20 protein-coding genes and 1 pseudogene are annotated in these 18,229 nt (G+C 47.7%); 9 read left to right on the forward strand and 12 right to left on the reverse strand.

Features of this window, described 5'->3' with window-relative positions; all coding sequences use genetic code 11:
• Nucleotides 1–39: 39 nt before the first annotated feature.
• A complete protein-coding gene (locus tag EDF88_RS01110) occupies nucleotides 40–705 on the reverse strand; it encodes a winged helix-turn-helix transcriptional regulator (RefSeq protein ID WP_134182323.1) in 666 nt (221 codons plus the stop codon).
• Nucleotides 706–1,107: 402 nt separating this feature from the next.
• Here EDF88_RS01110 and EDF88_RS01115 point away from each other — a divergent pair, with 402 nt between their 5' ends.
• The 7 genes from EDF88_RS01115 to EDF88_RS01145 all read left to right on the forward strand — a co-directional run bounded on the left by EDF88_RS01115 (nucleotide 1,108) and on the right by EDF88_RS01145 (nucleotide 7,745).
• On the forward strand, nucleotides 1,108–1,629 hold the full coding sequence (locus EDF88_RS01115; RefSeq protein WP_134182325.1) for a fimbrial protein: 522 nt from the start codon (nucleotides 1,108–1,110) through the stop codon (nucleotides 1,627–1,629).
• Between the two features lie 70 nt (nucleotides 1,630–1,699).
• Nucleotides 1,700–2,377 carry a fimbria/pilus periplasmic chaperone gene (locus EDF88_RS01120; RefSeq protein WP_134182327.1) on the forward strand — a complete coding sequence of 226 codons (678 nt, stop codon included), beginning with the start codon at nucleotides 1,700–1,702 and terminating at the stop codon, nucleotides 2,375–2,377.
• 81 nt (nucleotides 2,378–2,458) lie between these two features.
• Nucleotides 2,459–4,996, forward strand: coding sequence for a fimbria/pilus outer membrane usher protein (locus EDF88_RS01125; RefSeq protein ID WP_134182329.1), 2,538 nt, complete (start codon nucleotides 2,459–2,461; stop codon nucleotides 4,994–4,996).
• 7 nt (nucleotides 4,997–5,003) lie between these two features.
• Nucleotides 5,004–5,930 (forward strand): fimbrial protein, encoded by a 927-nt coding sequence (locus EDF88_RS01130; protein ID WP_134182331.1) that lies wholly within the window; start codon nucleotides 5,004–5,006, stop codon nucleotides 5,928–5,930.
• 54 nt (nucleotides 5,931–5,984) lie between these two features.
• Nucleotides 5,985–6,515, forward strand: coding sequence for a fimbrial protein (locus tag EDF88_RS01135; protein WP_134182333.1), 531 nt, complete (start codon nucleotides 5,985–5,987; stop codon nucleotides 6,513–6,515).
• Between the two features lie 38 nt (nucleotides 6,516–6,553).
• The gene (locus EDF88_RS01140) at nucleotides 6,554–7,057 is read left to right on the forward strand and encodes a fimbrial protein (protein ID WP_134182335.1); all 504 of its coding nucleotides are present in this window, start codon (nucleotides 6,554–6,556) and stop codon (nucleotides 7,055–7,057) included.
• Nucleotides 7,058–7,118: 61 nt separating this feature from the next.
• Nucleotides 7,119–7,745, forward strand: a complete 627-nt coding sequence (locus EDF88_RS01145; RefSeq protein ID WP_134182337.1) for a LuxR C-terminal-related transcriptional regulator — start codon at nucleotides 7,119–7,121, stop codon at nucleotides 7,743–7,745.
• A gap of 47 nt (nucleotides 7,746–7,792) precedes the next feature.
• On the opposite strand, the gene yciA is transcribed toward EDF88_RS01145, so the two are convergent.
• On the reverse strand, nucleotides 7,793–8,185 hold the full coding sequence (yciA, locus tag EDF88_RS01150; protein WP_134182339.1) for an acyl-CoA thioester hydrolase YciA: 393 nt from the start codon (nucleotides 8,183–8,185) through the stop codon (nucleotides 7,793–7,795).
• Between the two features lie 147 nt (nucleotides 8,186–8,332).
• On the opposite strand from yciA, the gene EDF88_RS01155 reads away from it, so the two are divergent.
• Nucleotides 8,333–8,764, forward strand: a complete 432-nt coding sequence (locus EDF88_RS01155) for a hypothetical protein (RefSeq protein ID WP_134182341.1) — start codon at nucleotides 8,333–8,335, stop codon at nucleotides 8,762–8,764.
• A gap of 57 nt (nucleotides 8,765–8,821) precedes the next feature.
• On the opposite strand, the gene EDF88_RS01160 is transcribed toward EDF88_RS01155, so the two are convergent.
• From EDF88_RS01160 to EDF88_RS01175, 4 genes are all read right to left on the reverse strand, one after another.
• Nucleotides 8,822–9,358: a septation protein A gene (locus tag EDF88_RS01160; RefSeq protein ID WP_064511702.1), complete on the reverse strand. Its 537-nt coding sequence runs from the start codon at nucleotides 9,356–9,358 to the stop codon at nucleotides 8,822–8,824.
• A gap of 59 nt (nucleotides 9,359–9,417) precedes the next feature.
• Nucleotides 9,418–10,161 (reverse strand): YciC family protein, encoded by a 744-nt coding sequence (locus EDF88_RS01165; RefSeq protein WP_064511701.1) that lies wholly within the window; start codon nucleotides 10,159–10,161, stop codon nucleotides 9,418–9,420.
• 200 nt (nucleotides 10,162–10,361) lie between these two features.
• Nucleotides 10,362–11,552, reverse strand: a complete 1,191-nt coding sequence (locus EDF88_RS01170; RefSeq protein ID WP_134182343.1) for an MFS transporter — start codon at nucleotides 11,550–11,552, stop codon at nucleotides 10,362–10,364.
• Between the two features lie 162 nt (nucleotides 11,553–11,714).
• Nucleotides 11,715–12,851, reverse strand: a complete 1,137-nt coding sequence (locus EDF88_RS01175) for an alpha/beta hydrolase (RefSeq protein ID WP_134182345.1) — start codon at nucleotides 12,849–12,851, stop codon at nucleotides 11,715–11,717.
• Between the two features lie 204 nt (nucleotides 12,852–13,055).
• Here EDF88_RS01175 and EDF88_RS01180 point away from each other — a divergent pair, with 204 nt between their 5' ends.
• Complete coding sequence (locus EDF88_RS01180; RefSeq protein ID WP_134182347.1) at nucleotides 13,056–13,940, forward strand: LysR family transcriptional regulator; 885 nt, start codon at nucleotides 13,056–13,058, stop codon at nucleotides 13,938–13,940.
• Between the two features lie 155 nt (nucleotides 13,941–14,095).
• Here the strand turns inward: EDF88_RS01180 and EDF88_RS01185 are convergent, their stop codons facing one another.
• From EDF88_RS01185 to EDF88_RS01210, 6 genes and pseudogenes are all read right to left on the reverse strand, one after another.
• Nucleotides 14,096–15,055, reverse strand: a complete 960-nt coding sequence (locus EDF88_RS01185) for a DUF523 and DUF1722 domain-containing protein (protein ID WP_134182349.1) — start codon at nucleotides 15,053–15,055, stop codon at nucleotides 14,096–14,098.
• A 12-nt stretch (nucleotides 15,056–15,067) separates the two neighbouring features.
• Complete coding sequence (locus EDF88_RS01190; RefSeq protein WP_134182351.1) at nucleotides 15,068–15,598, reverse strand: DUF3833 domain-containing protein; 531 nt, start codon at nucleotides 15,596–15,598, stop codon at nucleotides 15,068–15,070.
• A gap of 93 nt (nucleotides 15,599–15,691) precedes the next feature.
• Nucleotides 15,692–15,811, reverse strand: a pseudogene (locus EDF88_RS24840) (hypothetical protein); the annotation flags it as partial.
• Complete coding sequence (locus EDF88_RS01200) at nucleotides 15,808–16,293, reverse strand: DUF2878 domain-containing protein (RefSeq protein ID WP_134182353.1); 486 nt, start codon at nucleotides 16,291–16,293, stop codon at nucleotides 15,808–15,810. The pseudogene EDF88_RS24840 and the gene EDF88_RS01200, both read right to left, overlap by 4 nt.
• The gene (locus EDF88_RS01205) at nucleotides 16,290–17,510 is read right to left on the reverse strand and encodes a cyclopropane-fatty-acyl-phospholipid synthase family protein (protein WP_134182355.1); all 1,221 of its coding nucleotides are present in this window, start codon (nucleotides 17,508–17,510) and stop codon (nucleotides 16,290–16,292) included. Before EDF88_RS01205 ends, EDF88_RS01200 begins: the two co-directional genes overlap by 4 nt.
• Nucleotides 17,507–18,229, reverse strand: a complete 723-nt coding sequence (locus EDF88_RS01210; RefSeq protein WP_134182357.1) for a DUF1365 domain-containing protein — start codon at nucleotides 18,227–18,229, stop codon at nucleotides 17,507–17,509. The genes EDF88_RS01205 and EDF88_RS01210 overlap by 4 nt, the downstream gene beginning before the upstream one ends.

The raw sequence follows: 18,229 nt of genomic DNA on the forward strand, positions 1-18,229 counted from the left end.
TAAAGCAATGATACCCCCCAATTTTGGCACCTTGCCAGGTTAATACTTCAACGGGATGTTATTGATTGCCTGTAAACAGCCGCGATCGGTGATGATGTAACCACCGGCTTTTAATTGCGCAAGGATTTTCATAATGCTGCTACGTGATAAAAACGTACGGCTTTGTATGTAGTTAGCAATACTCACACTGCTTCGTATTTCTTCAGTTTCACTAATTAGCTCATACAACTGGTAGCGAATAATATCATAAGAGGAGAGTGAAGATATTTTTGTGCAATGGTCGTATACCCGCGTGATGGAGTAAATCAACTGCGTAGATAACTCCTTCCAAAGTCCTTCTTTTGCAATAATCTTGTTTGCTAAATCCAAGGGCATCCAGGAAACCACAGATTCATCATGAGTACGGATGTAGAGATATTCCTGATCCATCAATTGGGTGCTCATACCAAATATAAATGGTGCTGATTCAGTATTAAGCACCATTCCATCTACACTTCTGTATAACGAAACGTTTCCTTTATGTAAAAGAAAACACTTTCTCTCATCGCTATCCATATAGTTAATGATTTGGCGTGGTTTTGTTTCTAATTTGTTAGAAAATGGGTTGAGTGATGAAATTAGCGCTTCTATTTCGATAAGAGGTTTTGGGTTTAGAATGTTTTTCTCATCATTATAGAAAGGATTTTGTTGTTCATATACAGTCATTTAGATTCACTCCTGTGTACCAGGAATATTCCTGGAGGCGCTATATATGGCTGCATTATGGTTAAGAACTTTTATTAAGTGAATAAATGTTACGGTGTAAAATTACACCGAAAAACACCTTGAGTTTGACGCGGCATTTAATGAGAATTGATTCAAGCAGTGAATTGATGTGTGGTGAGAAAACTGATTTATTAATATGAATTCGGTTCAGATGACTTACCTTTGCAAGTGGTCATTAGTATTAATGAAGTAAGTAGGCTTTACACTGCGCATAATAATTTGCTGTATGAATAACATGATGATACATGGACAAAATGGTAGGAAAAGCAACTTATTATCTAGCGATAATGAGGCGGCCTGGTTTTATCAAAAACCCCTGCCTACTAATATAAAGGAAACGAAATGAAAAATAACTTAATTGCTGCTGCTGTCGCTGCTACTATTTTAATGCCTGCTGCTTCTGCATTGGCATCTGATGGTACGGTTAACTTCACTGGTGAAATAATCCCTTCACCTTGTGTTGTTGATATTGGCACTAATAATACAATGACTGTGGATCTTGGCAAAGTAGCTATTAGTTCATTTACAGGTGTAGGATCAAAAGCATCTGCTACCAAGTTCATTCTGCGCCTAAAAGATTGCCCTATAGATTTGTTTTCCGCTCGTTTCAAATTCGACGGTACTGGTTATGATGGCGATGATTCAGTTCTGAAATTGACTCAGGAAGTTGGCGTTGCTAAAGGTGTAGCAATTGAACTGTCTGACGTAGCCGCTGTACTGCCATTATTTACAGCTTCAACTCCTTATACCCTGACTGCAGGTGTGAATGAACTGCCATTCTACGCTCGTTATATTCAGAAATCGGATACCGTTGATGCGGGTGTTGCAAACGCAACGACCACCTTCACGGTGAACTACAACTAATTTCTTTATTTACATATAGAAATTTATCGGGCCGATAATTATTGGCCCGTATTTGTCACATAGGTTATATATGAAATCATTCCATAAAACAGCATTGCTGAGTTTATTCGCTATTGTATTTTCTGCATCCGTAAATGCCGGTGTGGTTATTGGTGGTACCCGGGTTATTTATGATGGCGGTAAGAAGGAAGCTTCACTGAGCGTCAATAACCCAGATTCCGTGCCATTTCTAATTCAGTCATGGATTGACACTCAAGCAGGTAGTGCTGAGAAAGCTCCCTTTATTATCACTCCGCCACTGTACCGTTTAGACCAGGGGCAGCAGAACGTGATGCGTATCGTGCGTGCGGGTAATTTACCAGAAGATAAAGAGTCTATGTTCTGGCTGAATATAAAATCTATCCCTTCAGCACCGAAGAAAGAAAATACGCTGCAAGTGGCAGTGAAAACACGCATCAAATTAATTTATCGACCAGCCGCATTGAAAGGCAGCGCGCCAGAGTTACAGGCTGATAAATTAACCTGGCAGAAAGTGGGCAATCAGGTCCAGGTGACCAACCCGACCAAATTTTATATGAATTTCAATCAAATTACTGTCAATGGTAAGGCTCTACCAGATGTCACATTTGTCGCCCCTGGAGGCAGCGCACGCTTTGACCTACCGGTAGGCGTTTCATCCGGTGCCTTAATATTTAAGATTATTAGTGATTATGGTGGCGTAGGTGAAATTCATAACGCATCGATTTGATTGGCAATAAATACTTCCCCGTGCGTACAGGGTGGTACGTGAAAGATGAGATAGCCTATATAAATAGGCAGGAAGTTGATAATGATAGCAAATAATCGCCACCAGTTACGAGCGACCCATCTCGGTTGGTGTATTGCATTGGCATGCTCTGGAATAAGTGAAGCCGTGCAGGCACGTGATTACTTTAACCCTGCATTATTGGAAGTGGATAACCCTTCCTCACAAGGCGTAGACCTTGCTGCATTTGAAAATGGTGAACAAGCACCGGGCATATATCGCGTTGACGTGATTATTAACAACCAAATGGTCGACACCAGGGATGTGACATTTAAATTGGTCAAGGAAGGTAATGAAGAGCCAAAACTTCAGCCTTGCTTGTCCGCCAGTATGCTCGAAAGTTATGGAGTAAAAATAGCACTTTTCCAAAAAATAAAAATGGATGAAGAGTGCATCAATCTTGCAGATATTCCTCAGGCTTCCGCTGAGTTCTTTTTTGCAGGTCAAAAATTAATACTGAGCATTCCACAGGCTGCACTTTCTACTCAAGCGCGTGGTTATGTTGCACCAGAATTATGGGATGAAGGTATTAATGCACTACTGCTCAATTACAGTGCAAGTGGGAGTAATACCCATGCCCGAAACAATGGTAGTACGAGTGACAATAGCCAATATGTGAACCTACGCCCTGGTGTAAATATTGGCTCATGGCGTCTGCGTAATTACTCTACCTGGACCCGAGATGGGAATGGACAGAATAAATGGGATTCCGTTTATACTTATCTGCTGCGCGATATTATTTCGATGAAGAGCCAGATGACATTGGGTGATAGCTCAACACCTTCTGATGTGTTCGATAGTATTCCATTCCGTGGTGCTCAGTTGGCTTCAGACGAAGAGATGATCCCGGATAGCATGAGAGGTTACGCGCCTGTGGTGCGTGGTATTGCCCGAACCAACGCGAAAATTATTATTCGCCAGAACGGTTATGTCATCTATGAAAACTACGTAGCGCCAGGAGCGTTTGAAATCACGGACATGTTCCCGACTGGCGGGTCAGGTGATCTGTTTGTCACCATCAAAGAGGCTGATGGTAGCGAAAAGTATCTGGTTATTCCCTTCGCATCGTTGCCGGTTTTGCAACGTGAAGGGCGAATCAAATACAGCCTCACGGCGGGACAATATCGTTCATATAACAGTAAGGTCGATAGCACACCGCTTGCTTTAGGCAATATCATCTATGGTTTGCCCTATGGTTTAACGGTTTATGGTGGTTTACAGGAGTCGAGTAAATATCAATCCCTGGCGATGGGGGTGGGTAAAAACTTTGGTGATATCGGAGCACTTTCTGTCGATGTGACACAAGGCTGGTCCGCACCAAAAGACGGTGACAAATCTGAAGGCCAGTCGTGGCGTGTGCGCTACAGCAAAAACTTTGCTGAGACAGGAACCAACTTTGCTATCGCCGGTTATCGCTATTCGACCTCTGGTTATTACAGCATGCAGGAAATTCTGGACTCCTATAGCGACCAGACAGTAAACCCTGAACGCCGTCGTAATCGTGCAGAAACCTCATTGAGCCAGACGTTGGGCAAAAACTTTGGCGCGATAACCATCACTGCGATTCGTGAAAATTACTGGAGCATTAACAAGACAATGGAGTCGTATGGGGCAAACTATAACAACTCCTGGAACGGGATCAGTTATAGCCTGGGCTACACGTATAGCAAAAACTCAACGGCGAACGGCAGCAGCGGCGGCCGAATTTACGATAAAGATCAGCAACTGTCTCTGTCGCTTAACGTGCCACTGGACTACTTCATGCCTAAAACGTGGGCAAGTTACGGCATGAACACCAGTAAGCAGAGCAATACCACACATACCGTTGGTATCAGTGGGAACGCGCTGGAAGGTGATGCACTCGGATGGAGTGTGCAACAAGGTTACGGCACGGACGGTGCAGGTTACACCGGTAACATGAATGCAGATTATCGCGGAACTTATGCTGAAGTGATGGCCGGATATAGTTATGACAAAAATAGTGAACGCCTGAACTACGGCATTTCCGGTGGCGTTCTGGCGCATGCCGATGGCGTGACGCTGGCACAACCATTTGGCGAGACGCTGGCACTGGTGAAAGCACCAGGGGCGAAAGGTGTCGGTGTTGCCAACGAAAGCGGGGTGAAAACTGACTTCCGGGGCTACACCGTAGTCAGCAATATTTCTCCATATCGAAAAAACGATATTACGCTTGACCCGGAACAGACGCCTGACGAAGTTGAATTAGAGTTGACCAGTAAAACGGTGGTGCCAACACGTGGTGCAATAGTACGGGCTGAATATATTGCAAGCGTGGGCGGGCGGGTATTACTCACACTGAATAGGCCCAACGGGAAATATGTACCGTTCGGTGCTATGGCCACACCGGTTGAAAGTACAGCGAAGCAACAAGGTTTTATTGTTGGCGATAGTGGGCAAGTTTATTTGACTGGGTTATCTGAGCGTATCGATATGTTTGTCAAATGGGGTGAAACACCTACAGATAGCTGCCGTGTTAAAGCTAATTTACCGGTGGCTAAAAAAGATGAACCAGTCATGCAAATGACAGCCAACTGTCTGTAAGGAATAAATGATGAAGGCCCTTTTTAAAACGTTATTATTACTGCCATTATTGCTATGTAGCGCAAAACTATTTGCTGGCTGTGATTACGGTGGAACTTCGCTTGTGACATTAACGGTCAATCCCGGAAATATCGTTGTGCAGCGTGATACACCGGTGGGTACATTACTCGCAACGGTGGTGAGTGCCGGGACGAATGCAGGGTTTGGTTGTACTACCGCCTGGAGCTATAAATGGTTTCCGATGATATTCAGTACACAGTCAACGGTGACTGGAACTGAACCGATTTGGTTGACCAATATTCCCGGTATAGGTATTTCCTTTGGTCAACAAACTGCTGTTGCCATGGGCGCGGGGCGATACGGATATTGGCCAAGTGGACGTACTTTATATTTTTATAAAGTCGCAGCGACGGGCAGTGGTGCACTCGCTACTGGATTAGTGCAACAAGCTCGGGTAGTAAGCCCAACAACAATGACCGGGATGAACGTACAATTAACAGGCGGTAGCGTAACCACGGTTGCCTGCTCCGTTAATACTGCAAATCTGACATTTCCGATTGGTGATGTGAATGTGAATACTTTTGGTTCCACTGTTGGGTTTGTTAACCCTAAACAGAATACCCAGAATTTGGGTTTAACTTGTGATGTTAACGCGAATGTGAATGTCACAATGAGCGGTACACAAAATCCGGACACAACAAACACCAGCGTTTTGAAATTAACCAATCAGGGTAGTGCGGGAGTTGCAACAGGTATTGGTGTGCAATTGGTTTATGGTTCAACCCCATTAACCCTTAATTCAGCGATATTTTTGAAAACAGCGACGTCGTCAGCAACATCATTACCTTTGATCGCACGCTATTATCAAACCAAATCAACTGTGACAACTGGTGATGCAAACGCATCAGCAACATTAACCTTGACCTATCAGTAATAATTAAAAGCAATGTCATGGATGTTGAATGACAATATATAAAGGAATGAATTTATGAATAGCACATTGAAAATGATATCTGCCGCTGTATTTACTACGTTATTTGCAGGATATGCCAATGCGGCAGCAGATAATGTCAATATTCAAATTACAGGTCGAGTCATTGCTTCACCCTGCACAACGGTAAACGGTGGGCAAAACCCATTAACGGTATCACTGGGTGATGATATCAGCGCCAGTTCTCTGCAATCTGCGGGAAGTAACTCACCATGGGTTGAATTTGATGTTGCACTGACCGGCTGTCCGGCTGGCACGACTAATGTTAAAGCCACATTCACTGGCAGCGCTGATACGGTAGACGGGACTCGTTGGTTAAACACCGCAGCCAGTAAAGCGTTAAACACATCCGTTGAGCTTAAAGATAAAGCGACCAACGTCATGCTCAGTAATGGCAGTATGCTAACGGCTCCAGTTGCCAGCAATAAAGCGACCTTTAAATTAAAAACTGCCGCATATAGCTCACAGGGTAACGCAACGCCTGGTGATATTAGTACAGTTATCCTGGCTTCATTTGTATATCAGTAACGGCCACTAATATCATGACGTGCCCTTCAGGAGGTTTTGTGCCGCGATATCGTTATCTACTTATTTTGTCCTTATTATTGGTCTGGCAGGCAAATGCTGAAGATATTAGTATCACTGGGCGTGTAGTTGATAAGCCCTGTACGATAGATGTTGATACCGAATCTAAACTTGTGAATTTGGGTACGGTCATGTTTACCAGATTAAGAAATGCGGGTTCGGGTTCTAACTGGGTCGATTTTGAATTGTTATTAGAAGACTGTTCACGTTCAACTGTATCGGTGACCGCATCTTTCAGTGGTGAGGCTAACATTGATGATATAACTGCTTTTAAAAATCAGGGCTCGGCAAAAAATGTCGCTCTGCAAATATCTAATACCGATCATTCTGTGATTTATGGAGATGGCAGCCAGAAAATAGTTACTATAACAACAGATACACATAAAGCAATATTTCCATTGTCAGCGAGAATCATTAGCCCGTTGGGTAATGGCAGTGGTGGGTCATTTAGAAGCGTAGTCAACGTTGATTTTACTTATCAATAATTGCTCAAGCCCTTATAAATTAATTTATAGCATAGAAGATTGTTAACCCTGTAGGTGTGAGATGTTGAATGTAGCGATTGATGATTCAGATTCACTGTATCGAAACGGAATGGAAATATTTCTTGAGGAGTTATTTCTTAAAGAACAAGATGAGTCCGTGCAGTTTAATAAACTGACAAAGTTAAATGCGACACAAGTTGATGTCATTATAAAAAGTTTTGTGCCAGGTGCTGAATATATCTGTCAGCCAATATTCAAATATCGCAGCAAGCCTGGGGTAATTATCGGTATTTATGATAGTGAGAAATCGCCTTATCATGACGAGTTACCACTGTGTATAAAAAATATAGTATTTATCAACCGTTCAGAACCCTTAGATACGGCACGTGAACAGGTTACGCAAGCGTGGAAACAGAGTGTCGAAAACCCCGACGCGTTACCCTGCAAAAAATGCCTGAAATGTAAATATCGCTCGCTAACACCGCAACAAATGACCATTGCTAAATATATGCTGCAAGGTAACGATATTATTAAAATTGCGAAATTGTTAGAGATTAATGTCAAAACCGTCAGCGCGCATAAGCGGCTGATGATGAGTAAATTTAATCTGAGTTCCGACTATGAGTTATTGCATTTTCTTAATAACCTTAAAAAGCATAATCCGCCGGTACATCTGTTTATGGATTAATATTAATCACCCCAAATGCGCGCTGTGGCGCATTTGGGGTGTCAGTCTTAGCGAGGAATAGGGCGAGGTTTGCCCTCCGTATCGACAGCGACATAGATAAATACCGCCTCGGTAGCTTTATAACGCTGGCCAATTGGTTCGGAAGAAACCTTTTTCACCCAGACTTCGATGTTCACCGTAATGGAGCTGTTTCCACGTTTTATACAATTCGCGTAGCAGCATACCACATCCCCAACGGCGACAGGCTTGAGAAACGTCATCCCGTCGACCCGAACCGTGACTACACGACCCTGGGCAATTTCTTTAGCCATAATCGCGCCGCCCATGTCCATCTGCGCCATTAGCCAGCCACCGAAAATATCACCATTTGCGTTGGTGTCTGCGGGCATTGCCAATGTGCGTAAAACCAGTTCTCCGGCAGGAGCGTATTGCTGGGTCATTTGTCTTCCTGAAATAATAAATGAAATTCTTTAACTTAAGTTTAATACGACAAGGGCGTTTGCGTCACTAAGTAGCATTAATGTCTAAAGGGGTTTTGGCGGGGACTGGCAGAATCATGCTCACTTTGAATCGACACTGTAACCAATATGAAGAAATACTTACTTATCTTTGTCAGCCTGCTTGCGTTATCCAGCCAGTCCAGTTTTGCCGGGACGAAAACGCTGGTGGAATATGGTGTGGTGCAACAAGCGCAGATCATCACCAGCCAAACCCGTTCTCATCCGCTGCGCACCGTCGCCGCTGGGGCTGCAGGGGCCGCCATTGGCAACCAATTTGGTGGTGGTTCAGGGAAAACCATCCTGACGGCGACGGGTGCCGTTGCAGGCGCTCAGGTTTCACGTAACCGCCAGAGCCAACAGCAAAACGCCCAGCAGATGGATTTGACGATCAAAACCGATGCGGGGCAGATTATTCAGGTTACGCAGAGTTACGATGGACACATCACGTTTAATAAAGGAGATAAAGTGCGCATTCTCACCTCTGGCAACAACACCAGCGTGGATAAATCCTCGTTATAAAATGTTCGAACATAAAAAAACCCGCACGAAGCGGGTTTTTGCATTTCTGGAGGGGGACTACTTCTCTTCTTGCGGCATGTGCTTATAGATGTAGACGCCGCTCAACAGCGTAAACACCAGCGTTGCGGCAGTCAGGCCGAACACTTTAAAGTTGACCCACACGCTTTGTGGTAGCCAGAACGCAACGTAAATATTCAGTGCGCCGCAGACGATGAAAAACAACGCCCATGCGACGTTCAAGCGTGACCATACGCCTTGTGGTAAAGAGATCTCTTTGCCCAACATACGTTGAATCAACGGTTTTCCCATCACCAACTGGCTAATCAGTAGTGCGGCAGCAAACAGGCCGTAGATCACGGTGACTTTCCATTTGATAAATTCATCATTATGGAAGAACAGCGTCAGACCGCCGAAAACGGCCACCATCAGGAAGGTGATCAGCGCCATTTTTTCTATCTTGCGGAATTTATACCAGCTATAGATCAGTGCAAAACCGGTGGCGACGATCAGCGCACCAGAGGCCACATAAATGTCGTACATTTTATAGAATGCAAAGAAAACAATCAGGGGCAGGAAGTCGAGAAACTGCTTCATAATCTGTTCCGTAAAATGACTCCTGAACCTTCAGTTAGAGGTTCAGGAGTAAGTGAGTGTTATTGGCGTACCAGCATATACAAACGGAATACATAGATGAGCAACACCGCAGAAATCAGGTTGCTTATCGTATTTGCTACCACCCCGCCAACCGCAGGTGACAGTGCTGCAAATGAAGATGCGAGCATCAGGAGTGCAGTTTTTGCCAGTAACCAGCTAATCACCGCAGGTGCAACAAGGCGCATATTTCCCCAGGCAAGACGCATACTGCCGCGCATCGACTGGAAAATCCCTATTTTATCCTGCACTACCATAACTGGCGCGAATGAAAGCAGAATCGCTAACAGCACGCCTGGTACCACAATCAGCATGATGCCGATTTGCACCAGGAAGGTTGTCAGGAACATCAAAATAAAGATTTTAGGCAATACAGGCGCCGATGTACCAATCGCACGCAGTGCGCTTACGCGTTGCCCGGCACTCACCATCTGAATTAAAACCAGCACACTACCCGCAAGGATTGCATTGCCAATCAGACCCGCAAATGTTGATGCCGCAGAGGCTTTAAGTAACATTTGCTGCTGCTCAGGTGTCATGTTTTGCACAAGATCAAACAGCCCCATGCTATTCGATAAATTATCTCCCTCACTAAGGATAGACATTTGCTCGTCGCTGGGTGAAAAGGCGTGACCGATCACAACCGAAATAAAGGCACAAAGTAAAGCAATCAGTAAAACAGTAACAAACTGATTGCGTAGAAAATTCCCCGTGTCACGGTACACAGAACCCGCCGTGATAGACATGCACTCTCCTTGATGTTGCTCGGTTAAAAAACAGCGGGAATTGTACCCTGGATGAAGGGCGCTGGCACCGACAAGATGCGCGCAGTAAGTAAGTTACTGTCAATGTGAAAATTGATCTGGAGTGGAAATTGTCGTTTAACCCATCCGTGGGCACAAAATTGCACCATAGCGAATATTCCACTGCGCGCAGACTGTCGTTTTTATTTAACGCCTTCTAACCGGGATATGAACAATGTCAGTATCCCTGCGCATAAGAGAAATACACCGCTCAGACTAAAAGTGCTTTGCCAGCCACTGTGGTCAAATACAATGCCGCCGACCGTTGAACCAAGCGCAATAGAGAGCTGGACAACTGCGACCATCAGTCCTCCGCCAGCTTCAGCATCATTGGGCAACGTGCGTGCCAGCCATGTCCACCACCCAGTGGGTGCGGCTGTAGCAACAAGTCCCCATAAACCCAGCAGTAAAGCGACAACTGCGACATTGTATCCGGTCAACATCAACATCCCAGTAATACAGGCCATGATTAACGGGATGGCTACCAGTGTCTGGTAAAACCCTGCTTTCAAAAATGTACCAATGACGAGGGTACCCGTAAAACCTGCCATGCCGATGGTGAAAAGAATGAGCGATAGGGTGGTGATATCCACTTGGGGTACGGTTTCAAGAAACGGACGAACATAAGTAAATAAAGCGAATTGCCCTATAAAAAATAATCCGCAGGCCAGAAGGCCAATTGAAACTATTGGGCGGCGCAATAGTTGAAATATCGCGCTATGCGACTGGCGGCTTTTATCAGCTGCCATATTTGGTAGACTGAAGCACTGCCAGATGAAGGCCACTATCGCAACAGGTACCAGAAACAAAAAGGCCCCGCGCCAGCCAATTGTTGCACCTAGATAGCTGCCAAGCGGTGCAGCAACGACAGTCGCCAACGCATTTCCCCCATTAAAAATCGCCAATGCGCGGGGGACTTGATGCAGGGGCACCAGACGAATGGCCGTCGCAGCTGACATTGACCAGAAACCTCCAATAGCAATACCAATTAAGGCCCGCCCCACCATATAAACCAGATAGCTGGAAGCCAGTGCGATAACGGTCCCGGACATCGCCATCAGAATTGTCATCCCCAGCAGTAGATATTTACGATTCAGGTTCCCGGAAATGGTAGATATAGTCAGGCTGGTCAACACCGCAAATATTCCTGAAATGGCAATTCCCTGGCCTGCCAGCCCTTCGGTAACCCCCAAATCTGTGGCAATAGGCGTCAGCAGACTGACAGGCATAAATTCCGATGCAATCAATACAAATATGCATAATGTCATTGAAAAAACGCCGCCCCAGTACGCGCGATCTTTATAACAGGATGTTTTATAGCTCAGTGTGGGCATTATCTTTTTCTCTGAATATCACCCCAGTCATTATTAAATGATAATCGACTAAGGCTCGTAGGTAATTTATGGCGGTATAATTTCTGATTAACAAAGTGTGGGGTTAAATTAATACCACCTGCCTATAACAGGTGGTGTTTGAAATTACTGTGACTGAGATTCTTACTCTAAATTAGTTTCAAAAAATTGTTCAAATTTAGTGAAAGGTATCTTGCCGGCGACATTGTCGTATAAATCAACATGATTGGCTCCCGGTACAATCACCAGTTCTTTCTCTTTGCTTCCAATCGCTTTAAAGGCATCTTCAGCAAAATAGCGTGAGTGCGCATTTTCACCCGTAACAATCATCGTAGGGATGGCAATTTCATTTGCATAGCTCAGAAGCGGCATATTCATAAACGATAATGGCGTTGTGGCAGTCCACGCGCCTGTAGAGTTAACAGAACGGGCATGGAAACCGCGTGGCATCCGGTAATAATCGAAGAATTCTTTCAGTACCGGGTTTGGATTCGCAGGCAATGTTTCCGGCAAAATGCGCTCAGAAGTGCTGACTTTTCCCTTATCGTCGACATAAATATCATGACCTGCGTGGGCAATAGTTCCGCTTTGCGCATCCTTCCATCGCTGCTCATTCAGATATTGCAACACGGCACGGCGATCGGCCGTTGAATAACGATCTTTTCCATCCCCAACGCCGTGACCCATGGCGCGGCTCATGTCATACATCACACTGGTCGCGACTGCTTTCACTCGGGTATCCATGGCCGCTGCATTTAGCGCCATACCACCCCAACCGCAGATGCCAAGTAAACCGATACGCGCACGATCAACCTCTTTTTGTAATCCAAGGAAATCGACCGCCGCACTAAAGTCCTCGGTATTGATATCAGGAGAAGCGACGTTGCGTGGATAGCCACCGCTTTCGCCTGTATAAGACGGGTCAAAAGCCAGCGTAACAAAACCGTTTTCAGCCAGAGTCTGTGCATACAGACCGCTGGATTGTTCTTTGACCGCTCCAAACGGGCCACTTATAGCAATTGCTGCAAGTTTGCGGTCGCCACGTTCTTTTGGAAGGTACAAATCCCCGACTAAAGTAATCCCGTAGCGGTTCTGGAATGTCACCTTGCGATGGTCCACTTTACTGCTTTCGGCGAAAGTTTTGTCCCATTTTTCTACCACCGAAATGGGCGCATTTGGGTTTATTGCATCGGCATGACTCATTGTTGAAACTCCACTTAATGATGCGCATAGCAGCATTGCAGGTACGGCGGCTTTTAGTTTCCTGGTGAAAGTGCTCATAAATAATCCCTGAAAATCGAGATGAAGGTACAGGTTTCATACGGACAACACTGCTGCGCTTTTTTCAATGCGTTCATTATAGTTAGCAAGTATCGTTCTGATTAGAGGGTGATAAATGCTAGGATTAATATCATATTGTTATAAATGAAAATTATGCTGCGGGCATAAGTGCTATCCGCTGATATCAGTCCGGAGGGTGATTTGATGGCAAAACGGGAAAACTATAATGAGCTCTACCTGTTTATGCAGGTCGTGAGGGAAGGCAGTTTCACTGCAGCGGCACAGCGGCTTGGGCTTGCTCAGTCGGGTATTAGCCGCTCTGTGCGCGAACTAGAGGAAAGGTTGGGTGTACAGCTTCTGGTGCGTACCACGCGCAGGCTATCGTTAACACAGGCCGGTGAGCAGCTCTACCAGACAGCAGAATCAGGGTTTGATGCTATAGATATGGGGTTTGCCACCTTGGCTCATTACCGTCAGACCCCGTCTGGCACGGTGCGTATTAATGCCAGTCTTCACGCCATTGATAAAGTCCTTCTGCCAAAACTGGCGATATTTAAGCAGCGCTACCCTGACATTAGGCTGGAGCTGATTAGTGAAAGCCGGTTTGTCGATATTATCGCGGAGAGATTTGATGCGGGCATTCGACTTGGGCCAGAGGTTGGCAGTGGCATGGTTGCAGTGCGTATTACGCCCGATATGGAGATGGCCGTTGTTGCAACGCCCGAACATTTTCGGCGCTACGGTTTTCCACAATCACCGGCTGATTTAGTGGCTCATCCCTGTATTGCCTATCAGTTTGCCGACGGCAGTTTGTACCAGTGGGAACTCCATCATAACGAGAAAAAAATAACCCACCGACCACAGGGCCAGTGGGTCTTTTCTGACAGCTATATGGAGGCAGAAGCCGCAAGGCTTGGCCTAGGACTGGCTTATGTCCCTGAGGAACTGGTCGCTCATGATTTAGAGCGGGGTAGACTCATCAGAGTCTTACAACCTCACAGTCAGCGCCTGGAGGGATCATTCCTTTATTATCCTCATCGCAATGTGTCACCCGCTCTGAGACTCGTCATTGATACATTGCGAATTTAATAAGTGATCATGGATCGTCTTTTATTTGATATATCCGTCACACTTCAAGTTGCATCTTTGCTGGCTGCATCCATTCACTGCGTCAAAAGCTGTCTGACCCTCAAGTATTGACTTAAGGGTCACTATTTTCCGTCAGGTCTGAATGCATTGCGTGCTCAGTTAACCGACAGACGCAGGCATAAATTTTCGGGGTAGGGGGAAAAGTAGTTTTGCGTCAGTAGGTAGCTGTCAGGGTATTCGCCCAGATAATGGTTCAATAGGGTGAGTGGGGCGAGGAGCGGTAACAGCCCATCGCGGTAATGAAGGATCACGTCGCGCAGCTCCCCGCGCTGGCGAGTATTCAGTTGTTTGCGGAAGTAGCCCTGAATATGCATTAGCACGTTAGTGTGATTTTTACGTGACGCGGGGTTTTTCAGGATCGTCATGAGCTTTTCGCGATACTCGACGAAGAAAGCATCAAGGTCTTCCCATTCGTGTAGCGAGGCGACGAAAGGCCCAATTTCCCGGTAGCCTGGCTGGTGGTGCGCCAGCAGCTGGAGTTTGTAGCGGCTGTGGAAATCCATAAGTGCGCGGCGAGTCAGGCCGTTTGCCCGCAGGGTGTTGAGTTCGTGTAAGGCGAAAACCCGTTCGACAAAGTTTTCACGCAGTACCGGGTCGTGAAGGCGGCCATCTTCCTCTACGGGCAGCCACGGGAATTTTTCCAGCAGCGCACCGGTAAATAGACCCACACCCTCTTTGCGTCCACGATTACCTTTTTCATCATACAGCCTTACGCGCTCCATGCCGCAGCTCGGTGATTTCGCGCAGACGATAAAGCCTGACAAATTAGCCTGCTGTGGTAACCAGGCGTCAGCGAATGTGGCCATTTTCTGGGACATGTCATCGTGAGGGGCATGGCTAAAGCGCATCCGGATATCGCCTTCGGTAGTTTGAACCAGGCGCAGCGCCGGGCGCGGAACGGGCAGGCCGATGGCCATCTCTGGGCAGATGGGTTTGAAGGTCACCCACTGAGACAGCTCGTCCATGACAAAACCCATACGCTTATGACCGCCGTCAAACCTCACTGTCGAGCCGGTTAAACATCCGCTGATCCCAATGATAGGTTTAGTATTCATGGTGTAATCCTCTTACTGCTCTTTGCGGGTAAAGAAAAGCGTGACCGTACCCACGGTGACCCCGAATTTCTTCATCTCGGTTTTGTTAAAAAGATGGATGCCGTCTTGCAGGTACATCCAGTCGTCAAAGTTCAGCAGCCAGGTACTGCCGTTGGCTTTCACCTTCATGCTGTAGTGCCAGTTAAAGGCGTTCCCTGAAGTCACACCCTTTGCCACGCCCTCAATATCGCCCGCGGTTCCTTCGTAACGGTCAGAACTGACGCGCCTGATATGCCAAACTCGCTGCTGTTTCTCGCCATCGTCATAGACGAAGTGTTCATTGAGCGTCAGGGTCTCGCCGACGATGACGCCGCTGATGTCAACATGGAAGCGGCGCAACTGTTTACCGCTGCGGTCCTGTACCATGCCCCATGCCTCGGTTTTGCCCTGGAAGTATTGAAAGATATCAAGTGGCGGCGTCTGTTGACGGTAGTCGTTAATGTTTGCGCTACATCCCGCCAGCAACAGAATCAGTGCTATACCGAGTGCCAGAATACGTTTCATTCGTCACCTCCAATTAACTGCTGGCGCAGTGCGGGATATTGAGTACCAGGATCGAGCCAGATGCCCACAAAGCTTCAGATTGGCGGGGCCCCAGCTAAACGACCCCCATGTGAGGGTCGCATCACCCACTTTTCGCCAGTTTAACCAATCGGCGGCATGGGCGAAGGGCGAAACTGCTGCCAGCCAGAGCAACAATAATAGAGAGAGTTTCATGCACGCCGCCCTATCAGAATGTGGAAAAACAGCATCAGAACCAGCCAGCCCGTCGCCATCCAACTGACGACGATAAACGTCGGCTCAAGGAAGGTAATCGCGTCGAGGCGTTCACCTATCAGGTACGCCACTGGTGCACCTATAGTCGCCATTGAAGTCAGCAACCACCCCGGCAACGTCGTTATGCAGGTCAGCCTGGTCCAGACGACGGCAAACATCAGCCATAGCGCCATCATCCAAAGGGGAAGTAGCGCATCGCCATTAAAATCGATTAGCCCGGTTAGCGCCCATAGTGCATCCAGCCCGCTGCCCCCAGCTGCAAGCAAGAGAGCGTAAAAACGATGGGCAGGCGATAGCATCAGGCAGGCCAGGATGGCGAGCACGAGCCAAAGAAACAGGCCGTGCTCGCGAAACAGCACCACCAACGTCCAGTAGAGATCGAACGCGATGGCCATGACAAAAACCTGCATATTGCGTTTCATACGCGCTCCGCCGTGAGTTGGACGACGCTAATAGTGCGCGCATTAAACCCGGCTTCGCAGTAACCGAAGTAGTAGAGCCACATACGGCGGAACTGGTCATCAAAACCGAGTTTTTCAATATCGAGCCAGGCGTGTATAAAACGCTGCCGCCAGTGCGCCAGCGTGCGGGCGTAGTCTGGCCCCATATCGAAGAGATTGCGCACCACAAAATCCGTGTGGTGAGTCATCAACTCGCTCATTGCAGTGATGCTCGGTAGAAAGCCTCCGGGGAAAATGTAGCGCTGGATAAAGTCGACGCTTTTGCTGTATGCGCGATAGCGCTGGTCCTGAATGGTGATGGCCTGAATCACCATTTTTCCGCCTGGACGCAGACGCGCCTGACAGGTACGGAAAAAACCGGGGAGGTAGCGTTGGCCCACAGCTTCGATCATCTCGACGGACACCAGCTTGTCGAACTCTCCGGTCAGGTCGCGATAGTCGCACAACAGTACCTGCACCCGATCCTGCAAGCCTGCACGAGCAATCCTCTGTGTCGCCCAAAGGTACTGCTCCTGAGAAAGCGTGGTGGTGGTCACGCGACAGCCGTAGTGGCGAGCGGCATATTCGGCCATCGCCCCCCAGCCAGTGCCGATTTCGAGAAGATGGTCGCTGGAAGTCAGCGCCAGCTGTTCGCACAGGCGTGCCATTTTGGCCTGCTGAGCGCGGCTGAGATCCAGCTCATCGGCGGTAAACAGTGCGCTGGAGTAGAGCAGTTCTTCGTCAAGAAACAGGGCGTAGAACTCGTTGCCCAGATCGTAATGTGCGGCGATGTTTTCACGTGCCTGCTGGCGATGGTTGCGCCGGGTCCAGTGGCGAAGCCGCTCTATGGGTTTGCCAAGCAGGCGGAAACCTCTTTCCAGCCGGCCCAAAACCGGGCCATTGAGCGCAAGTATCTGCAAAAGCGGTGTCAACTGGTGCGTTTCCCACTCGCCGTCTATCCAGGATTCAGCTGCGGCGAGGCTTCCACCGGTTAACAGACGCCAGTAAACGCCAGGCGAGAGGATTTGCACTTCGGCACTTAACGGGGCGCAGTTATCACCAAAATGCCAGATCTGAGTCCCGTCGCGTACGGTGAGCGAACCTCCGCGAATACCGCTCAACACACGAAACAGCATCCAGCGGGCGAGACGTACGTTGCGTGGGGTGCTCGCTTCAAACGCAAATACAGGGTCAGTCATGAGCGATCACTCCTGTTAACGGGGTGGCTATACAAAGGCACACGCTTGATCCACAACCGTAGCGCCTGCCAGTAAATGGCGAACACCGTTTTAAGCGTCATCAACGGTATACGCCGCAGCACCGAGGCCAGGTTGGTACGCGTCAGCGGCGTGCGGCTCAGCGCCAGTGTTGCGTCGAACACTTTCGATTGCTGGTGATTTTCGATGTGCATATATAGCGTTTTGCCGGGTTTGTTGAAGCGCCAGTGATAAACCATGTCCATCGGGTTAAAGGGCGAGACGTGGAAAGCTTTCTCAATTGGATGCGCCACCTGGCCGTCCACCGCGTAGTAATGGCGCTCGTTCCACGGCGTATTGCGCACTTCTGCCAGAATCCATAGCAGCGTGTCCGTCCGGTCGTAGCAGTAGTAGAAGTTGATCGGATTAAAATGGAACCCGAAGTAACGCAATTGGGTCAGCAGCATGACGCGGCCACCAGGGCGTTCTCCGGTCAGGCTTTCCAGCCGGTTGAGAACGTTCTCTTTAAGCGGCATGCCGAGCGGGTAATCCGCGTCGTAGAAGGCGGCTGCGGCAAACTTGTTGCGCCGGATCCCCACCAACGAAAGCGCATCCAGCTCATCCAAATCCAGCCAGCCCATAAATACGCGATAGCGGAAATGATGCACTGTTGGCTGGAGGCGGCGATGACGTAACACGCCTTGATATAAGCAACTGTTCAT

The organism is Buttiauxella sp. BIGb0552 (assembly GCF_004366275.1).
GTDB classification, from domain to species: Bacteria; Pseudomonadota; Gammaproteobacteria; order Enterobacterales; family Enterobacteriaceae; genus Buttiauxella; species Buttiauxella gaviniae.

Coding starts and splice junctions, on each gene's coding strand:
- EDF88_RS01110 (WP_134182323.1), bottom strand. CDS start 705: ATGACTGTATATGAACAACAAAATCCTTTCTATAATGATGAGAAAAAC.
- EDF88_RS01115 (WP_134182325.1), top strand. CDS start 1,108: ATGAAAAATAACTTAATTGCTGCTGCTGTCGCTGCTACTATTTTAATG.
- EDF88_RS01120 (WP_134182327.1), top strand. CDS start 1,700: ATGAAATCATTCCATAAAACAGCATTGCTGAGTTTATTCGCTATTGTA.
- EDF88_RS01125 (WP_134182329.1), top strand. CDS start 2,459: ATGATAGCAAATAATCGCCACCAGTTACGAGCGACCCATCTCGGTTGG.
- EDF88_RS01130 (WP_134182331.1), top strand. CDS start 5,004: ATGATGAAGGCCCTTTTTAAAACGTTATTATTACTGCCATTATTGCTA.
- EDF88_RS01135 (WP_134182333.1), top strand. CDS start 5,985: ATGAATAGCACATTGAAAATGATATCTGCCGCTGTATTTACTACGTTA.
- EDF88_RS01145 (WP_134182337.1), top strand. CDS start 7,119: ATGTTGAATGTAGCGATTGATGATTCAGATTCACTGTATCGAAACGGA.
- yciA (WP_134182339.1), bottom strand. CDS start 8,185: ATGACCCAGCAATACGCTCCTGCCGGAGAACTGGTTTTACGCACATTG.
- EDF88_RS01155 (WP_134182341.1), top strand. CDS start 8,333: ATGAAGAAATACTTACTTATCTTTGTCAGCCTGCTTGCGTTATCCAGC.
- EDF88_RS01160 (WP_064511702.1), bottom strand. CDS start 9,358: ATGAAGCAGTTTCTCGACTTCCTGCCCCTGATTGTTTTCTTTGCATTC.
- EDF88_RS01165 (WP_064511701.1), bottom strand. CDS start 10,161: ATGTCTATCACGGCGGGTTCTGTGTACCGTGACACGGGGAATTTTCTA.
- EDF88_RS01170 (WP_134182343.1), bottom strand. CDS start 11,552: ATGCCCACACTGAGCTATAAAACATCCTGTTATAAAGATCGCGCGTAC.
- EDF88_RS01175 (WP_134182345.1), bottom strand. CDS start 12,851: ATGAGCACTTTCACCAGGAAACTAAAAGCCGCCGTACCTGCAATGCTG.
- EDF88_RS01180 (WP_134182347.1), top strand. CDS start 13,056: ATGGCAAAACGGGAAAACTATAATGAGCTCTACCTGTTTATGCAGGTC.
- EDF88_RS01185 (WP_134182349.1), bottom strand. CDS start 15,055: ATGAATACTAAACCTATCATTGGGATCAGCGGATGTTTAACCGGCTCG.
- EDF88_RS01190 (WP_134182351.1), bottom strand. CDS start 15,598: ATGAAACGTATTCTGGCACTCGGTATAGCACTGATTCTGTTGCTGGCG.
- EDF88_RS01200 (WP_134182353.1), bottom strand. CDS start 16,293: ATGAAACGCAATATGCAGGTTTTTGTCATGGCCATCGCGTTCGATCTC.
- EDF88_RS01205 (WP_134182355.1), bottom strand. CDS start 17,510: ATGACTGACCCTGTATTTGCGTTTGAAGCGAGCACCCCACGCAACGTA.
- EDF88_RS01210 (WP_134182357.1), bottom strand. CDS start 18,229: ATGAACAGTTGCTTATATCAAGGCGTGTTACGTCATCGCCGCCTCCAG.